This window comes from Blastococcus sp. HT6-30 (assembly GCF_039729015.1).
GTDB lineage: Bacteria > Actinomycetota > Actinomycetes > Mycobacteriales > Geodermatophilaceae > Blastococcus.
Genome location: NZ_CP155792.1, coordinates 1,444,788 through 1,469,401, shown reverse-complemented (window position 1 = coordinate 1,469,401; position 24,614 = coordinate 1,444,788). Strand labels below are relative to the sequence as shown.

Annotated in this window: 22 protein-coding genes, 2 pseudogenes and 1 riboswitch; of the genes and pseudogenes, 9 read left to right on the top strand and 15 right to left on the bottom strand. The window is 75.0% G+C overall.

Annotation, left to right across the window (positions count from 1 at the left end; translation table 11 throughout):
• Positions 1–176 precede the first annotated feature (176 nt).
• Positions 177–656 (top strand): hypothetical protein, encoded by a 480-nt coding sequence (locus ABC795_RS07110; protein ID WP_347060244.1) that lies wholly within the window; start codon positions 177–179, stop codon positions 654–656.
• A gap of 78 nt (positions 657–734) precedes the next feature.
• Here the strand turns inward: ABC795_RS07110 and ABC795_RS07105 are convergent, their stop codons facing one another.
• The 3 genes and pseudogenes from ABC795_RS07105 to ABC795_RS07095 form a co-directional block, all read right to left on the bottom strand.
• Positions 735–1,751, bottom strand: coding sequence for a GntG family PLP-dependent aldolase (locus ABC795_RS07105; protein ID WP_347060242.1), 1,017 nt, complete (start codon positions 1,749–1,751; stop codon positions 735–737).
• Positions 1,748–3,085 (bottom strand): 3-deoxy-7-phosphoheptulonate synthase class II, encoded by a 1,338-nt coding sequence (locus ABC795_RS07100; RefSeq protein ID WP_347060241.1) that lies wholly within the window; start codon positions 3,083–3,085, stop codon positions 1,748–1,750. Before ABC795_RS07100 ends, ABC795_RS07105 begins: the two co-directional genes overlap by 4 nt.
• Positions 3,086–3,165: 80 nt before the next feature.
• Positions 3,166–4,115 (bottom strand): annotated as a pseudogene (locus tag ABC795_RS07095) (6-phosphofructokinase).
• A gap of 47 nt (positions 4,116–4,162) precedes the next feature.
• Here ABC795_RS07095 and ABC795_RS07090 point away from each other — a divergent pair.
• A pseudogene (locus tag ABC795_RS07090) lies at positions 4,163–4,411 on the top strand (NAD(P)H-binding protein); the annotation flags it as partial.
• Between the two features lie 22 nt (positions 4,412–4,433).
• Here the strand turns inward: ABC795_RS07090 and ABC795_RS07085 are convergent.
• Positions 4,434–4,919 (bottom strand): polyadenylate-specific 3'-exoribonuclease AS, encoded by a 486-nt coding sequence (locus tag ABC795_RS07085; RefSeq protein WP_347060240.1) that lies wholly within the window; start codon positions 4,917–4,919, stop codon positions 4,434–4,436.
• A 94-nt stretch (positions 4,920–5,013) separates the two neighbouring features.
• Between ABC795_RS07085 and glpK the strand changes: the two genes are divergently transcribed.
• Positions 5,014–6,489 carry a glycerol kinase GlpK gene (gene glpK, locus ABC795_RS07080; protein ID WP_347060239.1) on the top strand — a complete coding sequence of 492 codons (1,476 nt, stop codon included), beginning with the start codon at positions 5,014–5,016 and terminating at the stop codon, positions 6,487–6,489.
• Positions 6,490–6,499: 10 nt separating this feature from the next.
• Here glpK and ABC795_RS07075 read toward each other — a convergent pair whose 3' ends face one another.
• A complete protein-coding gene (locus ABC795_RS07075) occupies positions 6,500–7,405 on the bottom strand; it encodes an SDR family oxidoreductase (protein WP_347060237.1) in 906 nt (301 codons plus the stop codon).
• A 116-nt stretch (positions 7,406–7,521) separates the two neighbouring features.
• Between ABC795_RS07075 and ABC795_RS07070 the strand changes: the two genes are divergently transcribed.
• Genes ABC795_RS07070 through ABC795_RS07060 form a run of 3 tightly spaced genes read left to right on the top strand, consistent with a single transcriptional unit; the run spans position 7,522 to position 10,623 of the window.
• Positions 7,522–9,054, top strand: coding sequence for an NAD(P)/FAD-dependent oxidoreductase (locus ABC795_RS07070; RefSeq protein WP_347060236.1), 1,533 nt, complete (start codon positions 7,522–7,524; stop codon positions 9,052–9,054).
• On the top strand, positions 9,051–10,010 hold the full coding sequence (locus ABC795_RS07065; RefSeq protein WP_347060235.1) for an alpha/beta hydrolase: 960 nt from the start codon (positions 9,051–9,053) through the stop codon (positions 10,008–10,010). The genes ABC795_RS07070 and ABC795_RS07065 overlap by 4 nt, the downstream gene beginning before the upstream one ends.
• 16 nt (positions 10,011–10,026) lie before the next feature.
• On the top strand, positions 10,027–10,623 hold the full coding sequence (locus tag ABC795_RS07060; RefSeq protein WP_347060234.1) for a TetR/AcrR family transcriptional regulator: 597 nt from the start codon (positions 10,027–10,029) through the stop codon (positions 10,621–10,623).
• Between the two features lie 57 nt (positions 10,624–10,680).
• Here the strand turns inward: ABC795_RS07060 and ABC795_RS07055 are convergent, their stop codons facing one another.
• Positions 10,681–11,442: a lysophospholipid acyltransferase family protein gene (locus ABC795_RS07055; protein WP_347060233.1), complete on the bottom strand. Its 762-nt coding sequence runs from the start codon at positions 11,440–11,442 to the stop codon at positions 10,681–10,683.
• 111 nt (positions 11,443–11,553) lie between these two features.
• Here ABC795_RS07055 and ABC795_RS07050 point away from each other — a divergent pair, with 111 nt between their 5' ends.
• Together ABC795_RS07050 and ABC795_RS07045 are read left to right on the top strand one after the other, a co-directional pair.
• Entirely contained in the window at positions 11,554–12,372 is an 819-nt protein-coding gene (locus ABC795_RS07050; RefSeq protein ID WP_347060232.1) for an alpha/beta fold hydrolase, read from the top strand.
• On the top strand, positions 12,369–13,052 hold the full coding sequence (locus ABC795_RS07045) for a hypothetical protein (protein ID WP_347060231.1): 684 nt from the start codon (positions 12,369–12,371) through the stop codon (positions 13,050–13,052). The genes ABC795_RS07050 and ABC795_RS07045 overlap by 4 nt, the downstream gene beginning before the upstream one ends.
• Here ABC795_RS07045 and ABC795_RS07040 read toward each other — a convergent pair.
• Genes ABC795_RS07040 through ABC795_RS07025 form a run of 4 tightly spaced genes read right to left on the bottom strand, consistent with a single transcriptional unit; the run spans position 13,049 to position 15,940 of the window.
• Entirely contained in the window at positions 13,049–14,038 is a 990-nt protein-coding gene (locus ABC795_RS07040) for an ROK family glucokinase (RefSeq protein WP_347060230.1), read from the bottom strand. The two genes, ABC795_RS07045 and ABC795_RS07040, sit on opposite strands and share 4 nt — an antisense overlap.
• Positions 14,035–14,355: a hypothetical protein gene (locus ABC795_RS07035; protein WP_347060229.1), complete on the bottom strand. Its 321-nt coding sequence runs from the start codon at positions 14,353–14,355 to the stop codon at positions 14,035–14,037. Before ABC795_RS07035 ends, ABC795_RS07040 begins: the two co-directional genes overlap by 4 nt.
• A complete protein-coding gene (locus ABC795_RS07030) occupies positions 14,352–15,503 on the bottom strand; it encodes an ArsA-related P-loop ATPase (RefSeq protein WP_347060228.1) in 1,152 nt (383 codons plus the stop codon). Before ABC795_RS07030 ends, ABC795_RS07035 begins: the two co-directional genes overlap by 4 nt.
• A gap of 5 nt (positions 15,504–15,508) precedes the next feature.
• On the bottom strand, positions 15,509–15,940 hold the full coding sequence (locus tag ABC795_RS07025; RefSeq protein ID WP_347060227.1) for an SRPBCC family protein: 432 nt from the start codon (positions 15,938–15,940) through the stop codon (positions 15,509–15,511).
• Positions 15,941–16,156: 216 nt separating this feature from the next.
• Here ABC795_RS07025 and ABC795_RS07020 point away from each other — a divergent pair, with 216 nt between their 5' ends.
• The gene (locus ABC795_RS07020) at positions 16,157–17,890 is read left to right on the top strand and encodes an AMP-dependent synthetase/ligase (protein WP_347060692.1); all 1,734 of its coding nucleotides are present in this window, start codon (positions 16,157–16,159) and stop codon (positions 17,888–17,890) included.
• A gap of 60 nt (positions 17,891–17,950) precedes the next feature.
• Here the strand turns inward: ABC795_RS07020 and ABC795_RS07015 are convergent, their stop codons facing one another.
• The 5 genes from ABC795_RS07015 to ABC795_RS06995 form a co-directional block, all read right to left on the bottom strand.
• The gene (locus tag ABC795_RS07015; RefSeq protein ID WP_347060226.1) at positions 17,951–19,072 is read right to left on the bottom strand and encodes a glycosyltransferase family 4 protein; all 1,122 of its coding nucleotides are present in this window, start codon (positions 19,070–19,072) and stop codon (positions 17,951–17,953) included.
• Positions 19,069–20,352, bottom strand: coding sequence for a M48 family metallopeptidase (locus ABC795_RS07010; RefSeq protein WP_347060225.1), 1,284 nt, complete (start codon positions 20,350–20,352; stop codon positions 19,069–19,071). Before ABC795_RS07010 ends, ABC795_RS07015 begins: the two co-directional genes overlap by 4 nt.
• Positions 20,353–20,864: 512 nt before the next feature.
• The gene (locus ABC795_RS07005) at positions 20,865–21,941 is read right to left on the bottom strand and encodes an NlpC/P60 family protein (protein WP_347060223.1); all 1,077 of its coding nucleotides are present in this window, start codon (positions 21,939–21,941) and stop codon (positions 20,865–20,867) included.
• Positions 21,942–21,957: 16 nt separating this feature from the next.
• Positions 21,958–22,137, bottom strand: a riboswitch (cyclic di-AMP (ydaO/yuaA leader).
• Positions 22,138–22,324: 187 nt separating this feature from the next.
• The gene (locus ABC795_RS07000; RefSeq protein ID WP_347060222.1) at positions 22,325–22,645 is read right to left on the bottom strand and encodes a hypothetical protein; all 321 of its coding nucleotides are present in this window, start codon (positions 22,643–22,645) and stop codon (positions 22,325–22,327) included.
• Positions 22,646–22,727: 82 nt separating this feature from the next.
• The gene (locus ABC795_RS06995) at positions 22,728–24,473 is read right to left on the bottom strand and encodes a D-alanyl-D-alanine carboxypeptidase family protein (RefSeq protein WP_347060221.1); all 1,746 of its coding nucleotides are present in this window, start codon (positions 24,471–24,473) and stop codon (positions 22,728–22,730) included.
• Positions 24,474–24,614 lie beyond the last annotated feature (141 nt).

The following is a 24,614-nucleotide window of genomic DNA, read 5'->3' as shown; positions in this document are numbered from 1 at the left end:
GCAGCCGTGGGGGCGTGCTGATCACGCCTGTGGACGGCGCCCGCGGCGCAGCTCCGGAAAACGGGCAGGCTGCCGTGCAGCCGTGCGCTCCTCCGACGGCAGCGCTGGGCGGTCTCACCGCCGCCACCCTGTGGAGCACGCGCGGGCCGTTCGCGGGACCGGCGGATCCGGTCGAGGTGGTCCTCCCGCCGAGCGTCCGGTGGAACCCGGGGGTCGGCGTCACGGTGCGGACGGCGACCACGATCGGCGACCTGGTGGGCGACGGCACCTTCGTGTTCACCGGGAGGACGCGGACCGCGCTGGACCTCATCCGTCGTGGGCCGACCGACGACGCCGTCGTGCTGCTCGACCGTCTGGTGCAGCACCGGGTCGCCTTCCTCGACGAAGTCAGGCACGCGGCGCGGAGCCTCCCGCGGTGCCGTGGCAGCCGGCAGGCCCGCGAGGTCGCCGCGCTCGCCGACGGGCTGGCGGAGTCGCCGCAGGAGACCCGGCTCCGCCTGCTGCTGCACCGCGCCGGGCTCCCCGCGCCGGTGACGCAGTACGAGATCCGGCAGCAGAAGCGGTTCGTCGCCCGCGTCGACTCCGGCTACCCCGAGCAGCGGCTCGCGGTCGAGTACGACGGCGTCTGGCACGGGGACCGCGCCCTGGCCGCGTGATCACCACGCAGCCACGGCTGCTGTCCGTGCGGTCCGAGCAGCCACCGGTGCGAGGCGATCACGGGCGCGGCGGCCGGGTCAGTGGTCGAGGAGCTCCGCGAGGACGTCGGCGGCGCGGTCGATGCCGGCCCGGTCGACGTCGAGGTGGGTGACCAGCCGGAGCCGGCGCGGGCCGACCTGCCCGACCAGCACCCCCCGCGCCCTGGCGCCCTCGGCGACCATCGCCGCCGGGACGTCGTCGAGCACCACCATGTTGGTCTCCACCGACGCCGGGTCGACGCCGAGCCGCTTGGCCAGCAGCTGCGCGTGCTCGTGGTCCTCGGCCAGCCGCGGCAGGTGGGAGTCCAGCGCGTGCAGGCCGGCCGCGGCGAGCACCCCGGCCTGCCGCATGCCGCCGCCGAGGCGCTTGCGCCACAGCCGCGCCGTCGCGATCCGCTCCGCCGAGGCGACCAGCACCGAGCCCACCGGCGCCCCGAGCCCCTTGGACAGGCAGACCGACGCGGTGTCGGCCAGCCGGCCGTAGGTGGCGAGGTCGGTGCCGGAGGCCGCCGCAGCGTTCCAGATGCGGGCGCCGTCGAGGTGGACGGCGACGTGGGCGCCGCGCGACCAGTTCCACAGCCGGCGCAGCTCACCGAGCGGCTGCACGAGGCCGCCGCCGCGGTTGTGCGAGTTCTCCACCGCGATCGCCGCGGTGGCGGTCAGGTGCCAGTCACCCTTCGGCCGCACCTGGTCGATCAGCTGCTGTGCGTCCAGCCGGCCGCCGGCGGAGACGACCGTGCGCGTCGAGATGCCGAAGATCGCGGCCGCGGCACCCATCTCGTAGGTGACGACGTGCGCGTCGGCGTCGCACAGGATCTCCTGGCCGGGCTCGCAGACCAGCCGCATGCCGATCTGGTTGCCCATCGTCCCCGAGGGCACGAACAACCCCGCCTCGTGACCGAACATCGCGGCCACCCGCTCCTCGAGCGCGGTGATCGACGGGTCCTCGCGGTACACGTCGTCGCCGACCTCGGCGTCGGCCATGACCCGGCGCATCGCCTCGGTCGGCCGGGTGACGGTGTCCGAGCGGAGGTCCACCAGGGAGGCGTGGGTCATCCGCGCAGCATCTCCGCGACGAGGAAGGCCAGCTCCAGCGACTGCCCGGTGTTCAACCGGGGGTCGCAGGCGGTCTCGTACCGGCTGTTGAGGTCGGCGTCGCTGATCTCCATCGCGCCGCCGAGGCACTCGGTGACGTCCTCACCGGTGAGCTCGACGTGGATGCCGCCCGGCCAGGTGCCCAGCGCCCGGTGCACGTCGAAGAAGCCCAGCACCTCGTCGACGACGCGGTCGAAGTGGCGGGTCTTGTAGCCGGTGGGCGACTCGTGGGTGTTGCCGTGCATCGGGTCGCACTGCCACACGACCTGGTGCCCGCTGGCGGTCACCTTCTCCACGATGCCCGGGAGCACGTCGCGGATCTTGCCGTTGCCCATCCGGCTGATCAGGGTCAGCTTGCCCGGCACGCCGTCGGGGTCCAGCCGCTCGACGAGCTCGGTGGCCTGCTCCGGCGTCGTCGTCGGGCCGATCTTGACGCCGATCGGGTTGGCCAGCTTCGAGACGAACTCGATGTGCGCCCCGTCCATCTGGCGGGTGCGCTCGCCCACCCACACGAAGTGGGCGGAGAGCGCGTAGGGGCGGCCCTCGTGCATGCGGAGCAGCGCGCGCTCGTAGTCGAGGATCAGCGCCTCGTGGGAGTTGAACAGCTCCACGCCGCGCAGCGCGTCGGAGTCGATGCCGCAGGCCTTCATGAACGCCAGGGCGCGGTCGATCTCCCGGGCGATGACCTCGTAGCGCACGCCGGCGGGCGAGCTGGCGACGAAGTCCTTGTTCCAGTCGTGGACGGCGTGCAGGTCGGCCAGGCCGCCGCGGGCGTAGGCCCGGATCATGTTCATGGCGGCGGCGGAGTTCGCGTAGGCCCGCACCAGCCGGTTCGGGTCGGGGATCCGCTGCTCCATCACCGGTTCCAGCGAGTTGACCATGTCGCCGCGGTAGGACGGCAGGCCGAGGGCGTCGGTGTCGGACGAGCGCGGCTTGGCGTACTGCCCGGCGACGCGGCCGACCTTGACCACCGGCACGCTCGCCCCGTAGGTGAGGACGACGGCCATCTGCAGCAGCGTGCGGGTGGTGGCCTGCAGGTGCGGCTCGGTGTTGAGGTCGAAGGTCTCCGCGCAGTCGCCGCCCTGCAGCAGGAACGCCTTGCCCTGCGCGACGTCGGCCAACTGCGACCGCAGGGTGTCGACCTCGGCGGGGGCGACGATGGGCGGCACGGTGGACAGCGTTCCCAGCACCGCGTCGAGGGCGGCGCGGTCGGGCCACCGCGGCTGCTGTGCGGCGGGCAGCTCCCGCCACCGGTCCAGGCCGGGCACCGTCTGCGCAGTTTCGGGGAGACTCACGCCTGCCAGGGTACGGCCTGGCAGGCCCCGTCCCGAGGCTCGCCCCGAGCCTGCCAGGGGTGAGCAGGACGGGGTCTCCGTCAGCCGAAGAAGACCTCGGCCTGGGCGTACCGCTCGGCCGGTACGAGCTTCAGCTGCGCGGTCGCCTCCACCAGCGGGACGCGGACGATGTCCATGCCCCGCAGGGCCACCATCACCCCGGTCTCGCCGGCGTGCACCGCCGGCACCGCGGCCAGCCCGAAACGCGTGGCGAGCACCCGGTCGAACGGCGAGGGGGTGCCGCCGCGCTGCACGTGCCCGAGGACGACGGCGCGGGCCTCCCGTCCGGTCCGCTCCTCGACCAGCGCGGCCAGCGCCGGCCCCACGCCGCCGAGGCGCACGTGGCCGAAGGCGTCCCGCTCCCCCGTCGACACGACCAGGTCGCCGTCCCGGGGCTTCGCTCCTTCCGAGACCACGACGATCGGTGAGAAGCCCGACTCGAACCGGTGCCGCACGTGGTCGACGACCGCGTCGACGTCGAAGGGGTGCTCGGGGGATCAGGATGACGGTGGCCCCGCCGGCCATCCCGGCGCACAGCGCCATCCACCCCGCGTGCCGCCCCATCACCTCGACGACGAGGGTGCGGTGGTGGCTGTCGCCGGTGGTGTGCAGCCGGTCGATGGCCTCCATGGCGACGCCGACGGCGGTGTCGAAGGTGCCGGGCGGCCACGCCGAGGGTGTCCTCCCCGCCGATGGGGATCAGGGCGTCGACACCGGAGCTCCGCAGGGTCTGGAGCACCCGCTCTCGACCGCCGTCGAGCGCGTAGGGGTTGGTCCGGGAGGTGCCGAGGACGGTGCCGCCCCGCGGCAGGAGGCCCCGGACCGACGACAGGTCCAGCGGGACGCTGCCGTCCTCGAGCAGGCCGCGCCAGCCGTCCCGGAAGCCGATGACCTCGTCGGCGAGCTCGCCGACGCCCTTGCGCACGACCGCGCGGATGACCGCGTTGCGGCCGGGGCAGTCGCCGCCGCCGGTCAGGATGCCGATGCGCATGCGTTCCTCCGGGCAAGCGCCCGGGTGGCACCCGGGTTGTGCCGCAGATGATGCCCCAGGTCTCCGCCCCGTCCAGCCCTTCGCGCACGGTCGCCGTGACCGGTGCCACGGGCGCGCTCGGCGGCCGGGTCGCCGCCCGGCTGGCCGCGGCCGGGGCACGGCTGCGGCTGGTCGTCCGTGATCCCGGCCGCGCGCCCCGGCTGCCCGGCGCGGAGGTCGCGGCGAAACCCGGGGGCTACGCCGACGGCGACGGGCTGCGGGCCGCGCTGGCCGGCGCGCACACGCTCGGTTCGGCTCCGGCCGGCCGCGAACGGCCGGTCAGCTGCCGGCGGCCTCGATCGCCTGCCAGCGGGCCAGGTTGTACCGGGCGTCGACCAGTGCGTCGTGGGTTCCGGCGGGCTTGGGCGGCAGCGCCGGCTGCCCCCGGTCGTCCCAGCGCTGCCGCAGCTCGCGGGTGAACCGGGGGATCGGCCGGGGCAGCGCGGGCATCGCGCCCCACAGCTGGCACAGCGCCACGTGGTCGTAGGCGGCGAACCACGCCCACAGCTCGATCTCCTCGCCCGGGCCGGTGAGGAAGGCGAGGAGGTCGTCGCGGATCCGTTCCCGGCTGCGCCACGCCCGGTCCGCCGGTGGCGGCAGCTGGTCGAGCACGTTCCGGCGCACCCACGGGATGGCCCGGTCCGGGTCGAACTCCGTGCTCACCGCGTAGAACTCGCGTCCGGTCTCGTCCACGACGCCGATCGACACCAGGTCGATCGTCGTGCCGTCCTCGATGAACTCGGTGTCGTAGAAGAAGCGCCGCACCGCCCCACCGTAGGCGGCCCCAGCGGTCATCCGCCGGTCGCGCGGAGCCGCCGACCGCGCCGGTCGCCGCCGCCGGCCGGGCTACGGTGCTCCCATGCCGGTACTGGCCATCGATGCAGGGACCACCGGGGTGACCGCGCTGGTCGTGGGCGAGCGGGGCGACGTCCTGTCCCGCGGCTACCGCGAGTTCGCGCAGCTGTTCCCGCGCCCGGGCTGGGTGGAGCACGAGCCCGACGACATCTGGACGGCGACGGTGGCGGCCTGCCGCGAGGCGCTGGCCGGCAGCGAGCAGCAGCCCACCTGCATCGGGCTCACCGACCAGCGGGAGACCGCCGTCGTCTGGGACCGGCGCACGCTGCGCTCCCCCCGCCCGGCGATCGTCTGGCAGGACCGTCGCACCACGCAGATCTGCGACCGGCTGCGGAACGAGGGCGTCGAGGAGCAGGTCGCGCGGATGACCGGGCTCCGGCTGGACCCCTACTTCACCGGGACGAAGTTCGCCTGGCTGGCCGAGCACGAGCCGCGGCTGTGGTCGGGTGTCCGCGACGGCTCGCTGGTGCTGGGCACGGTCGACTCCTACGTGATCGCCCGGCTCACCGGCGGCGCCGCGCACGTCACCGACCCGACCAACGCCAGCCGCACCCTGCTCTTCGACCTGGAGAAGGGGGCCTGGTCCGACGAGCTGTGTGACCTGTTCGACGTCCCCCGCTCCGCGCTCCCCGAGGTGGTGCCGAGCTCGGGCGTCGCCGGCACCACCGATCCCGACGCCTTCCTCGGCCTGTCACTGCCGATCGCCGGCATCGCCGGCGACCAGCAGGCCGCGCTGTTCGGGCAGGCGTGCTACTCGCCCGGGATGAGCAAGTGCACCTACGGCACCGGCTCCTTCGTCCTGACCAACACCGGATCGGACATCGTGCGCTCCGACGCCGGCCTGCTCACCACGGTCGCCTGGGACCTCGGCGACGGGCTGGTCTACGCGCTCGAGGGCGCCATCTTCGTGACCGGTGCCGCCGTCCAGTGGCTGCGGGACGGGCTGGGCCTGATCGACTCCGCGAAGGAGATCGAGGGGCTCGCCCGCACGGTGCCCGACTCGGGCGACGTCGTCTTCGTGCCTGCGCTCACCGGCATGGGCGCACCGCACTGGGACCCGCACGCCCGCGGCGCGATCCTCGGTCTCACGCGGGGCACCGCCCGCGCGCACATCGCCCGTGCCACGCTGGAGGCGATCGCCTTCGAGGTGCGCGACGTCGTCGACGTGATGGTCGACGAGGCCGGGCTGGAGGTGCCCGAGCTGTCGGCCGACGGCGGGGCGAGCGCCAACGACCTGCTCCTGCAGCTGCAGGCCGACCAGCTCGGCGTGCCGGTGCGGCGCCCGCAGGTGACCGAGACGACGGCGCTCGGCGCGGCGTTCCTCGCCGGCCTGGGCACCGGCGTCTGGGCCAGCACCGACGAGCTGCGGGCCACCTGGACGCTGGACCGGCGGTTCGAGCCGACGTCGGGCGCCCGGGGAGACGGCCGGCACGACCGCTGGAAGGACGCCGTCGACCGCGCCGGCCGCTGGACCCGCTGACGCCCTGCCCCTACGTGGTGCGGTCGCCCACGGAGTGGACCCCGAACTCCTGCCCCCCCAGCGCCGCGATGTCGCGCTCGAGCTGCGGCACCCGCTTCGCCGAGACGGCCGTGGCCAGCTTCTCCGCGACGACACCGGTCACGAGCTGCCGGAGTGCGGCGACCGTGCCGACCGAGCGGGGCACGAAGACGCGGCGGCCGCGGGTCTCCAGGTTGTCCACCAGCGCCTCCGCGCACGCCTCGACCGAGGTGTAGGCGCCCAGCGGCCCCGGCAGCTGCCTGCGGGTCGCGGCGAACGTGGGCAGCGCCGCCTCGGTGTCACGGACCAGGTCTGTGTCGATCCAGGTGGGGTGCGCGCTGGCCACGGTGACCCCGCGGTGGGCGACCTCCAGGCGCAGCGCGTCCCCGAACCGCTCCACGCCCGCCTTGGACGCGCAGTACGCGCTCATGCCGGGCAGCACGGTGAACGCCGCGGCCGAGCTGACCAGCAGCACGTGCCCCCTCCGCTTCGCGATCTCCGGCAGCGCCGCGTGGGCGGTGAGCATGGTGCCGATCAGGTTGACCTCGACGGTGCGGGCCAGCGCGTGCGCCGACGACGTCATCACCGTCGTGAGCGGCGCGATGCCGGCATTCGCGACGACGACGTCCAGCCCGCCGAAGGTGTCCACGGTGCGCTGGACGGCGGCCTGGAGCGCGTCCGCGTCCGTCACGTCCGCCTCCACCCACAGGTGCTCGGGCCCGAGCTCGTCGGCGACGGCGGCCAGCTGCCCGGGCTCCAGGCCCACCAGCGCCACGCGGGCGCCGCGGGCGGCCGCCTTGCGGGCCAGCTCCGCACCGATGCCCCGGGCGGCCCCGGTGACGAGGACCGCCGTGCCGGCGAGGGACGTGCGCGGGCGCTTGCCGAGACCACGGGCCATGGACGTGCTCCTCCGGGGATGGTCGCGCTCATCTTGAGCACTGCTCAACCATTGTTGTAGCTTGTTGAGCGTTGCTCAGCAAGCCGGAGGGAAGGAGCCAGCCCGAGGTGACCAGCGTGATCGAGACACAGTCCGCGCCCTCCGCCCAGTCGGGGACGCCGGCCCGGGAGGTCCGGGTGGCGATCATCGGCTCCGGCTTCGCCGGCCTGGCGATGGCCATCACCCTCCGCGGGCGGGGGGAGACCGACTTCCTGCTGCTGGAGCGGGCCGACGACGTCGGCGGCACCTGGCGGGACAACACCTATCCGGGCGCGGCGTGCGACGTGCAGTCGCACCTGTACTCGTACTCGTTCGCCCCGAATCCCGACTGGCCGCGCTCCTACTCGCAGCAGCCCGAGATCCATGCCTACCTCCGGGCGACGGCCGAGCGGTTCGGCGTCCGCGAGCACTGCGTCTTCGGCGCCGACGTCACCTCCGCCCGCTGGGACGACGGCGCGCGCTGCTGGCTGGTGGCGACGTCGGCCGGGAGCTTCCGCGCGCAGGTGCTCGTGTCGGCGGCCGGTGCGCTGGCCGATCCGACGTACCCGGACATCCCGGGCCTGGACGGGTTCGAGGGCACGGTCATGCACTCGGCGCGCTGGGACGCCTCGCACGACATCACCGGGGAGAAGGTCGCCGTCATCGGCACCGGCGCCTCGGCGATCCAGATCGTGCCGGCCATCCAGCCGGAGGTGGAGAGCATCGCCGTCTACCAGCGCACGCCCGCGTGGGTGGTCCCGCGCACCGACCACCCGGTGCAGCCGTGGGCGCAGCGCCTCTACCGGATGGTGCCCGGCCTCCAGCGGGCGATCCGCGGCCTGCTCTACACGTCCCGCGAGATCCTGGTGATCGGCATGGCCAAGCGTCGGGCGCTCCTGAAGCCCGTCGGCCGGCTGGCGAAGGCGCACCTGGAGCGCCAGGTCCGCGATCCGAGGCTGCGGAAGGCGCTGACGCCGGACTACACGATCGGCTGCAAGCGCATCCTGATCAGCAACGACTACTTCCGGGCCGTGGCGGCGCCCAACGCCGAGCTGGTCACCGCCGGCATCGCCGAGGTGCGGCCGCGGTCGATCGTCACCACCGACGGCATCGAGCGGCCCACCGACACGATCGTGCTCGCCACCGGCTTCGCCGTCACCGACCTGCCCATCGCCGGGAGGATCGCCGGGCGCGACGGGCGCACGCTCGCCGAGGTGTGGGACGAGGGGATGGTGAGCAACCGCAGCACGACGGTCGCGGGTTTCCCCAACCTGTTCCTGCTGGTCGGCCCGAACGTGGGCGTCGGCCACACGTCGATGGTCTACATGATCGAGTCGCAGGTCGCCTACGTCGACCACGCGCTGCGCACCATGGACGCCGAGGGCCTGGCCGTGCTGGAGACGACGCCGGCCGCGCAGGAGGCCTACCGGGCGCTGATCGCGGAGAAGTCGAAGAACACCGTCTGGCTCGCCGGGGGCTGCGCCAGCTGGTACCTGGACCGCCACGGCCACAACACCACGCTGTGGCCCGATTTCACCTTCCGGTTCCGGAAGCTCACCCGGTCGCTGGACCGGGAGAACTACGTCGGCATCCCGGCCGCCGCGCCGGCCCGTCCGGAGGAGGCCGCGTGAGCGCGACGGTCCCGTCCCGCACCGTCTGCAGGCGCACCGCCGCCGTCCGGACCGGCGACGGCGCCCGGCTGCACGCCACGGTGGAGGGGGCGGAGTGCGCACCGGTGACCGTGGTCCTGGCCCACGGCTGGACGCTGTCGCAGGCCGCCTGGGACGACGTCGCCACGCTGCTCGCCGACCGGGTCGCCGGCGGCGAGCTGCGCCTGGTCCGCTACGATCAGCGCGGCCACGGGCGGTCCACCTGGGCCTCTCCCCGGCACCCGGAGCCGGCGCTCAGCCTCGACCGGCTCGGCGCCGACCTCGCCGACGTGCTGCACCAGCTGGCGCCGACCGGGCCGGTGATCCTGGGCGGACACTCGATGGGGGGCATGACGATCATGTGCCTCGCCGCCGCCCGGCCCGAGCTGTTCGGCGACCGGGTCGCCGGCGTCGCGCTGGTCGCCACGTCGGCCGGCGACCTCACCTCCGACCCCCGGTCGGCGGCCGGCCGCATGGCCAGGCTGCGCCCGGGCGCGCTGAACGCCGCACTGGCCGGGGCGCGCGTCCTGGAGAAGCTGCGCACCCTGGTGCCGCCGTCCTCGCCGCGACACCGCAAGGTGGTCCGCGAGCTGCTCTACGGCGCCGACGCGACCGACGAGATGGTGCTGGCCGGGGCGGAGATCATGCACGCGTCGACCCTGCGCTCGTTCATCGAGTTCATGCCTGCGCTCGGCGACCACGACAAGCGCACGGAGCTCGCAGCGCTCTCCCGGGTGCCGCTGGAGATCTTCGTCGGGGACAGCGACAAGCTCACGCCGCCGCGGCACAGCAGGCAGCTGAGCGAGGCGCTGCCCGAGGCCCGGCTGCACCGGGCCGAGCGCACCGGCCACATGCTGCCCCAGGAGCGCCCGCAGCTGGTCGTCGACGGGTTGCTGCGGCTCGTGGCCGAGGCCGCCGCCGAGCGGGCGGTGGCGTGACACCGGGGACGCGGGCATGACGGCTCCTCCGTCCCCGCCGGGGCGAGGCCGGCGGTCGGCGGGTGACCGGCGGGCGCAGCTGGTGCAGATCGGGCTCGAGCTGCTCCCCACCACACCGGTGCAGGAGCTGACCATCGACGAGGTGGCCCGCCGCGCCGGCATCAGCCGCAGCCTGCTGTTCCACTACTTCCCCAGCAAGCGGGACTACTACGCCGCCGTCACCCGGGCCGCGGCCGACCTGCTGTGGGACCACCTGCTCCCCCGGCCGGGCCCGCCCGCCCCGGACGCCGGCGACGACACCGTCGACGGGATGCTCGACCGCTACGTCGGCTGGGTGGAGACCTTCCGGGAGACCCACCTGGCGTTCGTGCGCGGCGCCGCCGGCGGCGATCCCTGGGTGGCCGAGGTGTACGAGGAGATCCGCGGCCGACTGGTCGAGGTCGGGCTGCAGACCCTCGGCCTCCCGGGCGACGCCCGGCGCCGGCAGCTCGTGCTGGCGTTCTTCGCGTTCACCGAGGAGCTGGTCGCGCAGTGGGTGCTGGAGCCCACGATGCCCCGGTCGGAGCTGCTCGCGCTGCTGCGCGACGTCCTCGACCGCGTGCTGCCCCGCTGACGAAGCGGCCGGTCACCCACGAACGGCGCCTCGGTGCCCGGCGGCCGGCGGCCGGCCTCAGCCGGCGAGCGTCGTGGGAGCGCGGTCGGCGGCCTCGGTGGCCGGCGGCTGCAGCGTGGCGATGACCTCGTTGGCGGTGGCCCCGGTGGCGTCCATCGCCTTCTTCACCGTGGCGCCGTAGACGTCGACGTACTCCTGGCCCGACAGCGTCATGATCTCGTACATGATCTCGTCCGTGATCGACCGCTCGACGAAGCGGTCACCGGAGAGGCCTTCGTACCGGCTGAAGGTCAGCGGCTTCCCGATCCGGATCCGCACCTGGGTGAGCTTCTTGCCGAACGGGAGCCGCCGGGAGGTGTAGACCATGGCCACCGGGACGACGGGCGCCCCGGTCTCCAGCGCCATCCGCGCCACACCGATCTTGCCGCGGTAGAGCCGCCCGTCGGGCGAGCGGGTGCCCTCCGGGTAGATGCCGAGCACCTTGCCCTCGCGCAGGATGCGGATGCCGGTCCGGATGGCGCCCTCGGCGGCCGACGCGCTGGAGCGGTCGATCGGCACCTGCCCGGCCCCGGAGAAGAACGCCCGCTGCAGGAACCCCTTCACGCCGGTGCCGGTGAAGTACTCCGCCTTGGCGAGGAAGGTGACCCGTCGCCTCAGCTGCAGCGGCATGAAGATCCAGTCGGCCGCGGACAGGTGGTTGCTCGCGAGGATCACGGCGCCCGTCGCGGGCACGTTCTCGATGCCTTCCACCTTCGGGCGGAAGACGACCCGCGCCGGCGGGCCGATCGCGACGAACTTGAGGAACCAGTAGAACAACACGCCTCCCTCGGGAACTGCCAGACTAGGGAGCCTGGGGCCCGGATCACAATCGGAGCACCACCGTGAGGTAGCCGACACCGGCGTCGACGCCGGACGCCGAGGAGGAGCACCGTGCCCGGACCGACCCCCCTACCCGAGGTCATGCCCGGTGCAGAACCGTTCGACTTCCCCGGTGGCGACGGGCCCGAGGGCCGCACCGGTGTGCTGCTGGTCCACGGGTTCACCGGAACGCCGATGAGCATGCGGCGCTGGGGGGAGCACCTGGCCGCCGAGGGCTTCGCCGTCCGGTGCCCGCTGCTCCCCGGTCACGGCACCCGCTGGCAGGACTGCAACACCAGCACCTCCGACCAGTGGACGGCGACGGTCGAGGGCGCCTTCGACGAGCTGGCCGCGGTCTGCGACCGGGTGTTCGTCGCCGGGCTGTCGATGGGCGGCACGCTGGCCACCCGGCTGGCCGAGGTCCGCCCCGACGACGTCGCCGGCCTCCTGCTGGTGAACCCGGCGCTGCTGACCCAGCGGCTCGACGCGAAGCTGCTGCCCCTGCTGTCGCGGCTCACCCCCAGCTGGGCGCCGATCGCCAGCGACATCAAGAAGCCGGGCGTCACCGAGCTGGCCTATCCCAAGCTGCCGACCCGGGCGATGATGCAGCTGCGCCGCCTGTGGGCCGCCACCCGCGCCGACCTGTGCCGGGTGACTGCACCGGTCATCGTCTTCCACAGCGCCGAGGACCACGTCGTCGAGCCGGTCAACAGCACGATCCTGCTCGCCGGGGTGGGCAGCACGGACACCACCGAGGTCTTGCTGGAGCACAGCTACCACGTGGCGACCCTCGACAACGACGCTCCGCTGATCTTCAGCCGGAGCGCGGAGTGGATCCGCTCCCGCGTACCCGCCGGCGAGCCCGGCGCGCCCGCGGCGGACCGCCGATGAACGACCGGCGGGGACGGGGCCGCCGCGACAACGGCCTGGACGCCGCGCTGTGGAGCCCGGTGCGGGACGTCGACCCCCGCGTGGGCGAGCACCTGCTCGACGTCCTCGAGGCCGCGGGCATCGCCGCCTACCTGGAGCCGGCCGCGGACGTCGCGCCCTACACCCGCTCGGTGTTCCTGCCGAGCCCGCCGTCGGACCGGCTGTTCGTCGACCGCGCCCGGCAGGCCGAGGCACGCGGGCTGGTGGAGCAGCACGCCGACGAGCACCCGCCCGAGCCGCGCCCCGCCCGCCGACCGGCCGGTCGCGACGTCGACGAGGACGCCGAGTGGCGGCGGATCGTGGCCGCCTTCGAGGCGGAGCACGGCCGCACCGCCGTCGACGAGGAGCCGGCCGCGGGCCCTCCGCCTGCGCCGCACGAGGTGCCGGTGCTCGACCGGCCCGAGGAGCACTACGAGCCCCCGCCGCCACCCCCGCTGCCCGTGCCGGCCCCGGCGGCGCTCTACGCGGTGCTGCTGGTGGCGGCGGGCATCCTGCTCATCGGCGCGCCCGCGGTGATCGGCCTGTCCGCCGACGCCGGCCTGGTGGTCGGCGTGGCGGTGGTCGCCGGCGGGGTCGCACTGCTCGTCTCCCGGATGCGTGACCGCTCGGCCGACGACGGCGACGACGGCGCCGTCGTCTAGCTTTCGCCCTCCGCGACGGCCCGGCGCACGAGGTCGGCGGCGCCGACGATGCCGGCCTGCGCCCCCAGGTCGGCGGCCACGATCCGGGGCCCGGGCCGGAACCCGCGGCCGGGCAGGGCCCGCTCGAGCCGCTCCCGCGCGGGGCCGAGCACCATCTCGCCCAGCACGCTGACCCCGCCGCCGATCACCACGACCTCGGGGTCGAGGACGGCCGCCAGGTCGGCGATGCCCTGGCCCAGCCAGTACCCGACCTCGGTGACCAGCTCGAGGGCCAGCGGGTCGCCGTCGTGAGCGGCCCGGGCGACGTCCTCACCGGTCAGCCGGCCGGGCTCGCAGTGGACCCGTTCCAGCAGCAGCGCCGCGGCGGCCGGTGAGGTGGCGGCGACCTCCCGCGCGGTCTGCCCGAGCGCCGTGCCGCTGGCGTACTGCTCCCAGCACCCGCGGTTGCCGCAGGCGCAGAGCCGCCCGTCGGGCACGACGCGCATGTGCCCCCACTCCCCCGCCACCCCGTGGGAACCGCGACGCAGCCGCCCGTCGAGCACGATGCCACCGCCGATCCCGGTCCCCAGCGTGATCATCAGGGCGAGATCGGCCCCCCGCGCGGCGCCGTAGCGGTACTCCGCCCAGGCCGCGGCGTCCGCGTCGTTGCCCACCCACAGCGGGCGCTGCAGCCGGGCACCGAGGTCCTTGCGCAGCGTCGAGTTCCGCCAGGCCAGGTGCGGGCTGAACAGCACCGTGTCGCCGGTCCGGTCGAACCACCCCGCGGCGCCCACACCGACCCCGACGACCTCGCCCTCGTGCCCGTCGGCGAGCTCGTCGACCACCGCCGTGATCGCGTCCTCGGTGTCGCTGACCGAGGCGCCGGGCGTGGCGCGCCGTGCGGTCGCCAGGATCGTGCCGTCGGGCGCCACCAGCCCGCCGGCGACCTTGGTGCCGCCGATGTCGATGCCCAGCGCCGGCCGGGCCGTCACGTCCGGCGTGATCACGCGATGTCGATCCGCTGGACGGCCGGCTGGGCGGCGGGCTCGTCCTCCCCCTCGGCCGCCCTGGCCGCCGGGGCCGTCGCATCGGCGCGCGGCGCGTCGGCGAACGTGCGGAGGGCGGCCGCGGTCGTGGTCAGGACGTCGGCCAGGGCGGCGGTCACCTCCGGGCGCTCGCCCCGCAGCACGGCTCCCGTCTGGCAGACCGGGCACCAGCGGCAGTCGCTGCCGTGCTCCTGCGCGCCGGTGGGGCGCTCGCCGCCGGCCCGGACGGCGTCGACGAGGCGACGGACCTGGTCGAGCCAGTCGGCACCCGTGGTCATGTGGTCCTCCCCTCGGCCGCCAGGAGGTCGGCCGGCCACTGCTGCGGATCCGCGCGGAAGCTGACCTCGAGGCGCGCGTCGGCGGTGCCGGGGGCGGTCAGCCGTCCCCCGGTCACCTCGCACCGGCGCAGCAACGAGTCCAGGCGCAGCGAACGACGATCCTGCCCCACGGCCACCACGAGGTCATCGCCCCACCGGGTCAGCCCCACGGCCGCCCGCTCGGCGAAGGGCAGCGGCAGGGCGAGGCCCCAGCCGCCGCCGTCCCGTCGCTGCGGGACCGGAGCCGTGGGCCCCCCCGCCGAGGGCAGCTCCAGCCCGTCCAGCAGCGCGGCCACCGCGTCGGCGTCGGCCGGTGCCCCCGCCAGCTCCGGGACGTCGTGCACGGGGGCCACCTCCGCCAGGTCGCGGAGCGCGGCGTCCTGGTCGGCGGCGCGGCTGGTCCACCACTCCCCCAGGCCTCCGGCCGGGAGCACCCGGGGCAGCACGGCGGCGGCCCGCAGCCCGTGCAGCCCGAGGACGGTCGCCGCGCCGCGCACCGCCGGGACGTCGTTCCCGCGCGCGCTCGCGGTGAGCCAGACCGCCGTCGCCGCGGCGTCGGCCAGCCGGTCGTGGGCCAGCAGCCGCTCGACGGCGGGGACGGCCTCGAGCACGGCGTCGAGCGGGCCGCGCCGGGCCGCACCGGCGGTAACCGTCGCCGTCCGGACGGCGGCCAGCGCCCGGGCCGCCGGCGGCAGCGCCTGGTCCAGCCACCAGCGCAGCGTGCCGGGGAGGGCGGCCAGCGCGAGCCCGTCGCGCAGCGGGCCGGCGTCCACCACCACCACGTCGGCGTCGGCGGAGCCCAGCGCCGCGAGCAGCGCGAGCTCCTCCGCGCCCGGCGGCGGCACCACCGACGTGGCCGGCGGCAGCGTCAGGTGCGGCAGCAGCGCGCCCAGGTCGGCGACGTGCGCCGCCCAGAGCTCCTCGACCGCCCGCCGTCCGTCGACCCGCTGCACGCGCAGGCCGGGCACCGCATCGAGGCCGGGCACCGGGGGTGGTTGCCGGGAGAGCAGCAGGGTGCTCCGGCCCGAACGGGCGGTACGGACGGCGGCGGCCGCCGCGACGGTGGACGTCCCCGCCCCACCGGGGCCGGTGACCAGCAGGGTGCGCACGCAGGTCAGCCCTCGACGCGCTTCTTGAGCTCCTTGAGCGCGGTGTCGAGGATGACCTTCTCCGCCTTGCGTTTGACCATCCCGAGCATCGGGATGGAGAGGTCGATGGTGATCGAGTAGGTCACCTCGGTGCGACCGCCGGTCTCGGCGAGGGTGTACGAGCCCTCCTGCCGCTTCTGCATCTGACCGCGCACCAGGTGCCAGGAGACCCGGCGGTCGTCGTCCCACGCGTACTCGAGGACGTAGTCGTCCTTGACCGCGCCGGCGTCGAGCACGAAGTGCACCCGACGGGCCCGCCCGTCGTCCCCCGTCTCGAGCACCTCCACCTGCTTCGCGGCGGCGACCCACTGCGGGTACGACGGGAAGTCGGCGATGACCGCCATGACCTCGGCCGCAGGCGCCTCTACGACGATCGACTGAGTGGACTGGTCGGCCATGGGCAGCAGGCTAACCGCTCCCGGGTGAACCGGCCCCGCCCACTGCGGCGCTCGGCTACTGCCTGGTAGTACCAGCCGCTAGATTGGCCGGGACGTCCCCGTACCGGGGCCGCAGGCGACGGTGCCGGGCGGCCGGCGGGGAGGAGAGGACCGGGCGTGCGCGAGTTCAGCGTTCCTGTGAGCACCGAGGTCGGCCCCGACGAGGCTCTGACCGACATGCTGGCCACCAACGTAGCCGAGGCCGGCGCCGAGGTGGGGCTGCGGCGCCGCCGCGACGGCCGGTGGCACGACGTCACCTGGGCGGAGTTCGCCGGCGAGGTCGCCGGGGTCGCCAAGGGCCTTGTCGCAGCGGGCGTCGCCCCGGGTGACCGCGTCGCCCTCCAGGCGAAGACCCGCTACGAGTGGACGGTCTTCGACTACGCCATCTGGACCGCCGGCGCGGTCGTCGTCCCCATCTACGAGACCTCCAGCCCCGATCAGGTCGGGTGGATCCTCTCGGACTCCGGCGCGACCGCGGTCATCGTCGAGCGCGACGAGCACGCCACCGCCGTCGACTCCGTCCGGGACCAGGCGCCGGAGCTCCGGTCGGTCCACGTCATCGATGACGACGCGATCGGCACGCTCACCCAGGCGGGGGCCGGCGTCCCCGACAGCGAGCTCGAGGCCCGCCGGAGGACGCTGAACGCCGACAGCCTCGCCACGCTGATCTACACCAGCGGCACCACGGGCCGGCCGAAGGGCTGCGAGCTCACCCACGGCAACTTCCTGTTCGAGATCAACAACGGGATGAGCCTGCTGGGGCGGTTCATGAACGTGCACGGCTCCCTCCTGCTGTTCATCCCGCTCGCCCACGTGCTGGCCCGGGTCCTGCAGTGCGGTGCCGTCAAGACCCGCACGGTCATCGGGCACACGGCGGACGTGAAGAACCTGGTGGAGGACCTCGGCGAGTTCAGGCCGACCTTCGTCCTGGCCGTCCCGCGCGTGTTCGAGAAGGTCTACAACCAGGCCAAGGCGAAGGCCGAGGGCGACGGCAAGGGCAAGATCTTCGACCGGGCCGCCCAGGTGGCCATCGACTGGTCGCGCGCCCAGGACACCGGCGGCCCCGGGCTGGGCCTGAGGCTGCAGCACGCCCTGTTCGACCGGCTCGTCTACGGCAAGCTGCGGGCCGCCCTCGGCGGCCGGTGCATCGGCGCCATCTCCGGCGGCGCGCCGCTCGGCGAGCGGCTGGGCCACTTCTTCCGCGGGATCGGCGTCCCGGTGTTCGAGGGCTACGGCCTCACCGAGACCACCGCCGCCGCCTCCGTCAACCACGACGGCGCGTTCCGCATCGGCACCGTCGGCCAGCCGCTGCCGGGGGTCGCCGCGGCGATCGCCGAGGACGGCGAGATCCTGCTGCGCGGCGGCGTCGTCATGCGCGGCTACTGGAAGAACGAGCAGGCCACCCGGGAGGCCATCGACGCCGACGGCTGGTTCCACACCGGCGACATCGGCGAGATCGACGACGACGGCTTCATCAAGATCACCGGTCGCAAGAAGGAGATCCTGGTGACCGCGGGCGGCAAGAACGTCGCCCCCGCGGTGCTGGAGGACCGGCTGCGCGCACACCGCCTGGTCAGCCAGTGCATCGTCGTCGGTGACCAGCGGCCCTTCATCGCCGCGCTGATCACCCTGGACGAGGAAGCCCTGCCGCAGTGGCTGGAGTCCAAGGGCAAGGACGCCGGCCTGACGCCTGCGCAGCTGCGCGAGGACGCCGACGTGCTGGCCGAGCTCGACGCGGCGGTCAAGGACGCCAACAAGGCGGTGTCGCAGGCCGAGGCCATCAAGAAGTTCACCGTGCTGGGCACCGACTTCACCGAGGACAACGGGATGCTGACGCCCAGCCTGAAGCTGAAGCGCAACGTCGTCCTCAAGGAGTTCGGCTCGGAGGTCGACGCGCTCTACGCCCGCTGAAAGAGGGCCCCGCTGCCCCCGCTCCTCGCACGCTCGGGGCGGGACCCTGCAGCGGGGCCTTCAGCCGTCGAGCACGTGCGCGAAGTCGGCCGCGATGGTCCTCCACGACCACCGCTGCTCCACCCACGCCCGGCCCGCGGCCCCCATGGCGCGGGCCCCGCCCGGGTCGTCCAGCAGGCCGCTGAGCAGGGCCGCCACGGCTGCGGGTGAGCGCGGGTCCACGACATGACCGGTGACGCCCTCCCGCACCGCTTCCGGCGCTCCGCCGGAGGTGCCGGCCACCACGGGGCGACCGCAGGCCGCCGCCTCGAGGAACACCATGCCGAGCCCCTCGACGTCCAGCCCGCCGCGACGGGTCCGGCACGGCATGGCGAAGACGTCTCCCGCCGCGTAGTGCGCGGGCAGCTCGTCGTGGTCGACCGGCCCGGTCAGGACGACGGAGTCCTCCAGCCCGCGCTCGGCCACCGCCCGGCGCAGGGCGGCCTCCGCCGGGCCGCCCCCGACCAGCAGCAGCCGTGCACCGGGGTGCCGGGCGAGCACCTGCGGCCAGCCCGCGACGAGCACGTCCTGCCCCTTGCGGGCCACCAGGCGGGAGACGCAGACGACGACCGGCGCCTTCCCCAACCCGTACCGGGCGCGCACCGGCGCCCCGTCGACCTGCGGCGTGAACCGGTCGACGTCGACACCGGGCGAGAGCTGGACCAGCCGCGCCCGCGCGCCGAGCGCCGGCGCCAGGCGGTCCCGGGTGTACTCGCTGATGTAGGTGACGACGTCCAGCCCGGAAGCGATCCGCTGCATCACCTGGCGGCCGCCCGGCAAGGCCACCCAGCCGGTCTCGTGCCCGTGGGTGGCGGCGACGAGGTGCCGCACCCCGGCCGCCCGCAGGGTGGGGGCCAGCAGGCCCAGTGGGGCGGCCGCGCCGAAGAACGCGGTGTCGCAGCCGAACCGGTCGACCAATTCCACGGCCGCGCGCGCCGTGGCCCGGGTGGGGAGGAGCATCCCCGTCGGCCGGCGCACCACCGGGTACGGCAGCCCCGCGTCGTGCTCGGCGGAGCCGGGCGAGTCCGACGCGAGCACGACCAGCGAGTCCGGCGGGCGGCGGGCGAGCAGCGCCGCGACGAACGTCTGGATGCCGCCCTGCCGGGGCGGGAAGTCGTTGGTGACGACGAGGGTGCGGCTCACCGCGACCGCTCCAGCCGGCGCCAGTCCTCGGCCATGGCGATGCGCTGCGCGGTGGTGGGGTGGCTGCCGAAGAACCAGTGCCAGGCGGCCGGTGGGTCGGGGTCGCCGAGGTTCGCGGTCGCCAGCCGCCGCTGCATGGCGGTGAAAGCCTCCGGATCACGGGTGAGGTCCAGGGCATGGAGGTCGGCCCGCTCCTCGATCTGCCGGGAGACCAGGTTCTGCACCGGGGTCGAGACCAGCCCGCCCACGGCCACCAGGAAGAGCAGCAGCGGCACGACGCGCGGATCGCCGGGCGATTCGGCACCCGCGCGCCGCAGGAGGGCCCGCCGGGTCAACAGCCACCCGGCCAGCGCGGTGGCCGCTCCCGCGCCCAGGGCACCCATGAGGGTGCCCGTCAGGACGTCGTCGGTGGCCACGTGCCCGAGCTCGTGGGCGACGATCGACTCGATCTCCTCCTCCGGCAGCTCGGCGAGGACCGTGTCGTAGAGGACGATGCGGCGGGTTGACCCGAAGCCGGAGACGTAGGCGTTGAGGGCCGTCGTGCGGCGGGAGGCGTCGGAGACGAGGACGTCCTGCACCGGGGTGCCGTTCTCGTCGGCCAGCGCGAGCAGGTCGGTGCGCAGCTCCCCCGCCGGCAGCGGCTCGAACGAGTTGAACGCCGGTTCGATGACCACCGGGTAGAGGAAGGAACCGATCACCACGAGGGCCGCCGCCGCTCCCCCGGCCCACGCCCACCAGGTGCGCGGGGCGCGGCGCACCAGCCAGAGGACGACCAGGACCACCACGGCCGTGAGCGCCGCGCTGATGGCCACCGAGACGGCGACGTCGCGCAGCCAGAGGCCCCACCCGCGGGTGGACAGGCCGTACCGGCGGCGGACCGTCTCGGCGTAGGCCGACACCGGGAGAGTCGCCAGGCGGCCGACGACCACGAGGGCCGGCACGCCGACCAGCACCTGGACGAACCAGCGGCCGCCCAGCGGGGCCGCCACGGCGTGCACGAGCCGGCCGCCGAGCCGGGTCAGGCCCAGGACCGCCGAGACGGCCAGCCCGAGCGCCATCGAGAGCAGCGAGGCGGGGCGCAGGGCGGCCGCGAAGGCCTCCGCCCGGTCCAGCTGCGCAGGAGCCAGCCCCGCGGCGGGATCGGGCGCGGTGTGGCCACCGGGCGGCTCCGGGAGCACCTCCCAGGGCGTGCGGACCACGATCACGACGACGAGGGCGATCCCGAGGACCGCCGCCGTCAGGAGCGCGGCCCGGGCGCCTGCCCGCCCTCCGCCGTCCACCTGGTCGATCCTAGGTGCGCCGGCCGTCCGCACCGGCCCGGGAACCCCGTGCGGGCGGCGCACTCCGCGGGTACCCCTCGCAGACCAACTGCAGGAACGCCTCCAGGCTCGACGGCGGGCTGTCGGCCCACCAGGCCGGCCACACGGGGACCGGCGGCGCGTCCGGAGCGGCCGGTAGGCCACACCCGGCGCGGGTGCTACGTCGCCGTCGCCCCGGCGGTGATGCCCAGCGCCTGCCGGCCGCGATGGCGGTGAGCCACTCGTGGACGCCCCGGAGGGTGCGCGTGGCCGCCGGCGGGGATCGGCCACCGGGCGGCGGAGCACGCTGACGTCGGCGACCCCTCGGTCAGGCCCGCGGACGGAGATCCGGTGGCCTCCGAAGAGGTCACCGGCCCGTCGTGGCCCCCGGCGGGAGCAGAGTGTCCATCAGCCGGCTGACATCCTTCGCTGCGATGCGCCCCCTGCAGGATCCCGCCGCGAGCCTGCGAGCGGTGGGGGCCAGGGGGTGTTTCTCAGCGGACGATCCGCCGGGCGCTGTTGTAGTTCCCCATCGAGTCCACGCTCGCCACCTTCACCGGCTGGCCCGACGTGGAGGCGTGCACCATCCGCCCGTTGCCGATGTACATGCCGACGTGGCTGACCGGGGTGTAGAAGAACACCAGGTCGCCGGGCTGCAGCTCGCCGCGGGAGACCGGCCGGCCCATCTGCGACTGCGACTTGCTGGAGTGCGGCAGCGTGACGCCGGCCGCGGCGTAGGCGTAGGACGTCAGGCCCGAGCAGTCGAAGGCGTTCGGCCCACCGGCGCCCCAGACGTACGGATCGCCGATCTGCGCGAGCGCGGTGTTCACCGCGACCTGGGCGGCGGCGCTGGACGCCGTGACCGCCGTGGGCGCGGGGAGGCTGTTGCCACCGTGCGCCTGGGCCACCTGGGCCTGCTGCGGGGCGGTGAGCGCGTCGTACCGCCGCTGGTAGTCGGCGATCCTCGTCTCGAGGTCCTCTTGCTTCGCGGCGATCTCGACCACGGTGCGCCGGGCGTCCTCGGCGGCCTTCGCAGCGGCCTTCCGGGACTGCTCCGCGTCGTCGGCCGCCGACGAGACCTCGGTGAGGACCTCGTTGGTGTGCCCGGCGATCGCGTCGAGGATCCCGAGCTGGGACACCATCTGGTCGGCCGAGTCGCTCGACAGCAGGGCGTCGAGCCGGGTCAGTCCGCTGCCGGTGTAGGCGCTGCGGGCGAGCCTGCGGATGTGCCCGTCCAGGGCGCCGAGCCGGGCCTCGGCGGCCGCGACGGCGTCGCCGGCGGCCCGGGCGGCGCCCTCGTGCCTCTCGAGCGCGACGCGTGCGTCGTTGAGCTGCTCGGAGAGGACCTCGAGCTCGTGGTTGGCCTCGGCCACCTGCGCGGCGACCTCGTCGGCCGCACCGGGAACGGCGACTGCGGTGCCGGGGATGACGATGACGGTCAGGGCGGCAGCCGCGCTGACCAGCACGCCGGACCGGAGCGGTCCGGAGCTGCGGGCGCTCGCGGAGCTGCGCCCGCCGGCGGCGGGAGCTCGTTCGGGGGCCTGCGTCAGCGGTGCGTGAGGGGTCGCCACGTGCGGCGGCACTCCGTTTCTTCCTCTGCAACCGCCGACCGAGTTAGCTGACGGGTTCGGGCTGGGAAGACTGGCCCTATCCCCCGCGGGCCGGCGAGCCGGCCGCAGGAGAACTCACCCCGGAACTGCGGTGGGTCCCCGGTACACCGCGGGCGCCGGTGCTGCACGCCGCGCGGTGATTAGGCGGTGTTCGGTCGGGGCCACCCTTCGACGGATGACGACCACCCGGCCGAACGGCGACGACCTTAACGATCGTGATGCGCCTGTGACAAATGTGGACCGTGGGAACGCATGCGCTCGGCTTCCCGTCCCGCACGGCCCCTCCACCTGGGCGTTCACCCGATCGGGTGCACGGGCGGACACCGCGACCGGCACCGGGACGATCAGCCCGTGCGCCGCCCCGGCCCCTCGCCACCGTGACCGTCGGAACCGTGAGGATGCCGCAGCGGAGGCACGAGCCCTCCCTCCGCCAGCGCGCGGACGGCCCGGCGCTCCACGTCGTCGAACTCCACCACCACGCCCGGCGGAGGCACCACGACGTCCTCCGCCGCGGCCGCTGCGGACCCACCGCGCGAGCGGCCGGTCATCGGGACCACCACCGGGTCGGTCCCCTGCCATCCCGGCGGCGCGCCGAGCAGGACGGTCACCACGCAGTCGGCGCAGCCGGTCCCCCGGACGGTGCAGGTGTCGCAGTCGATGAGCATCGCTTCTTCTCCTCCGTGAGTCGTTCCGCACGGTAGGGCGAGGCGCCGACATTTCCGCCGCGCCGCCGTCCGGCAGCCGGCCTCACGTGCCGGCGTACTCCCAGTGCCAGGGCTCCTCACGCCCGTTGCCGGGATCGGCCCAGGTCGGGTGCAGGAAGCCGAACCGGCCCGCGTTCGCCACCATCCAGGAGTACTGCCGCGTCCCGAACGACTGGACGCCGCCGCAGAGGTCCACCGCGAGGCCCCAGCCGTGGTTGCTCGTGCCGGGGACCGCGGCGAGGGCCGGCTTCTCCCCGTACAGCCGGACCTGGCCGGCGTACGTGCGGTAGGAGTCGGTGATGCAGAGCGGAGCGCCGAGATCGGCCGAGTACGCCGAGGACATCGCCCGGTAGGCGGCCGCCGCGTCGCAGCGCAGCCAGTGCCCGCCGACGCCCAGCGGGCACATCGCGCTGGGCGGGATGAGCCCGTTCGGATAGCCACCCCAGGCGCGGGCGCCGTCATAGCTCGGTGGGTAGACCGTGTTGCCGCACTCGGTCCGCAGCGCCCCCGGAGCCGGTCCGGGCACCGGGACGGCGGGCCGCTGGCCCAGGCCGGGTCGCCCGACCGCCAGCACCTGGTCGGCCGGCAGCGTCCGGACCACCACGGCGCCGGCCCGGGCGTCGGCGGCGAGCATCGTGCGCTGGTCCAGCGCCATGCCGACATGCCCCAGCCCGGCCTCGCCGGAGCCGAGGAAGACGAGGTCGCCGGGGAGCACGTCGGCGGCGGCCACGGGGGTGGCGGTCGCGAACAGCTCCCCCTGCGTGGCCGGCACCGGGACGCCGGCCCGCTCGAACGCGGCCTGCACCAGCGTGCCGCAGCCCCAGGAGTCCGGCCCCGCCGTACCGGGGGCGTACGGCCGCCCGAGCGCCTCCATCGCCGCGCTCACCGCCGTCAGCGTCTCCACGGGCAGCACCAGCAGCGAGCTGGGCTGCCCCGGCAGCTGGGCGACCCCGCGCTGGGCCCCGCCCCCGCCGGCAGCCACGGGCACCAGCCCGTCCGGCAGGCCCCGAGCCGGGTCGCGCAGCGCGGCGGCGGGCACGGTGTCGACGCCCGCGGCGCGCAACTGGTCCACGTAGGCGCGCCAGCTGGCCGCCGTCTGCTCGTTGACGTCCAGCTGCTCGCGCTGCAACCGGGACAGCTGGCCGTCGACGACCTGCAGGGCCTCGTCGAGCTCCGCCGTGACCGCGGCCGCGGCCTCCTCGAGCGCGGCGACCCGGGCGCTCACCTCGTCGGCCCGCGCCCGGGCCTGCCCGAGCGCACCCTGGGCCCGCTCCTCCTCCTCCAGGGCGGCGCGCCGGTGCCCCTCCGCGACGCCGATGACGTCGGCGGCGTGCGCGTCCACGGCGTCGAGGAAGCCCAGGGCGGAGAGCACCTCACCCGGGTCGCCCGCTCTGAGCAGGAGGGTCAGGGGGGTCAGCGCTCCGCCGTCCCGGTAGACGGCGGAGGCGTAGCCGGCCACCTCCCGCTGGTACCCGGCCAGCACGCCCTGCGCATCGGCGAGGACCGCCTCGGCCTCCTCGACCGCCACCTGCGCCTCGGCGAGCGCCGCACGGGCGGCGACGATGTCGTCCTGCCGCGCGCGGAGCTCCTCCTGCACCTCGGCGGCGCGCCGCTGGAGCCGGTCCAGGGCGCGGCTGTCCAGCACGCCCGACGTGCCACCCGGCTGGTCGCTGGGCGCGGCGGCCGCAGGCCCGGTGGGCACCAGCGCCACCGTGCAGACCGCGAGGACGGCCACCAGCGTCCGGCGCCCCACAGCAGCGGCGGGGCCCGACCAGGCGCGCGCGCGCATCCGGTTCCCTCCCCCGACTCGAGCCGGCGACACCCCAGACGTCCCACCGGGACGAATGGTGTCCCGCCCACCCCCCGACCGGGAACCCCCGGTCGGGGGGGCCGCACGGGCGGCCGGCGGCGCGCGTCCCCCGGACTGTCA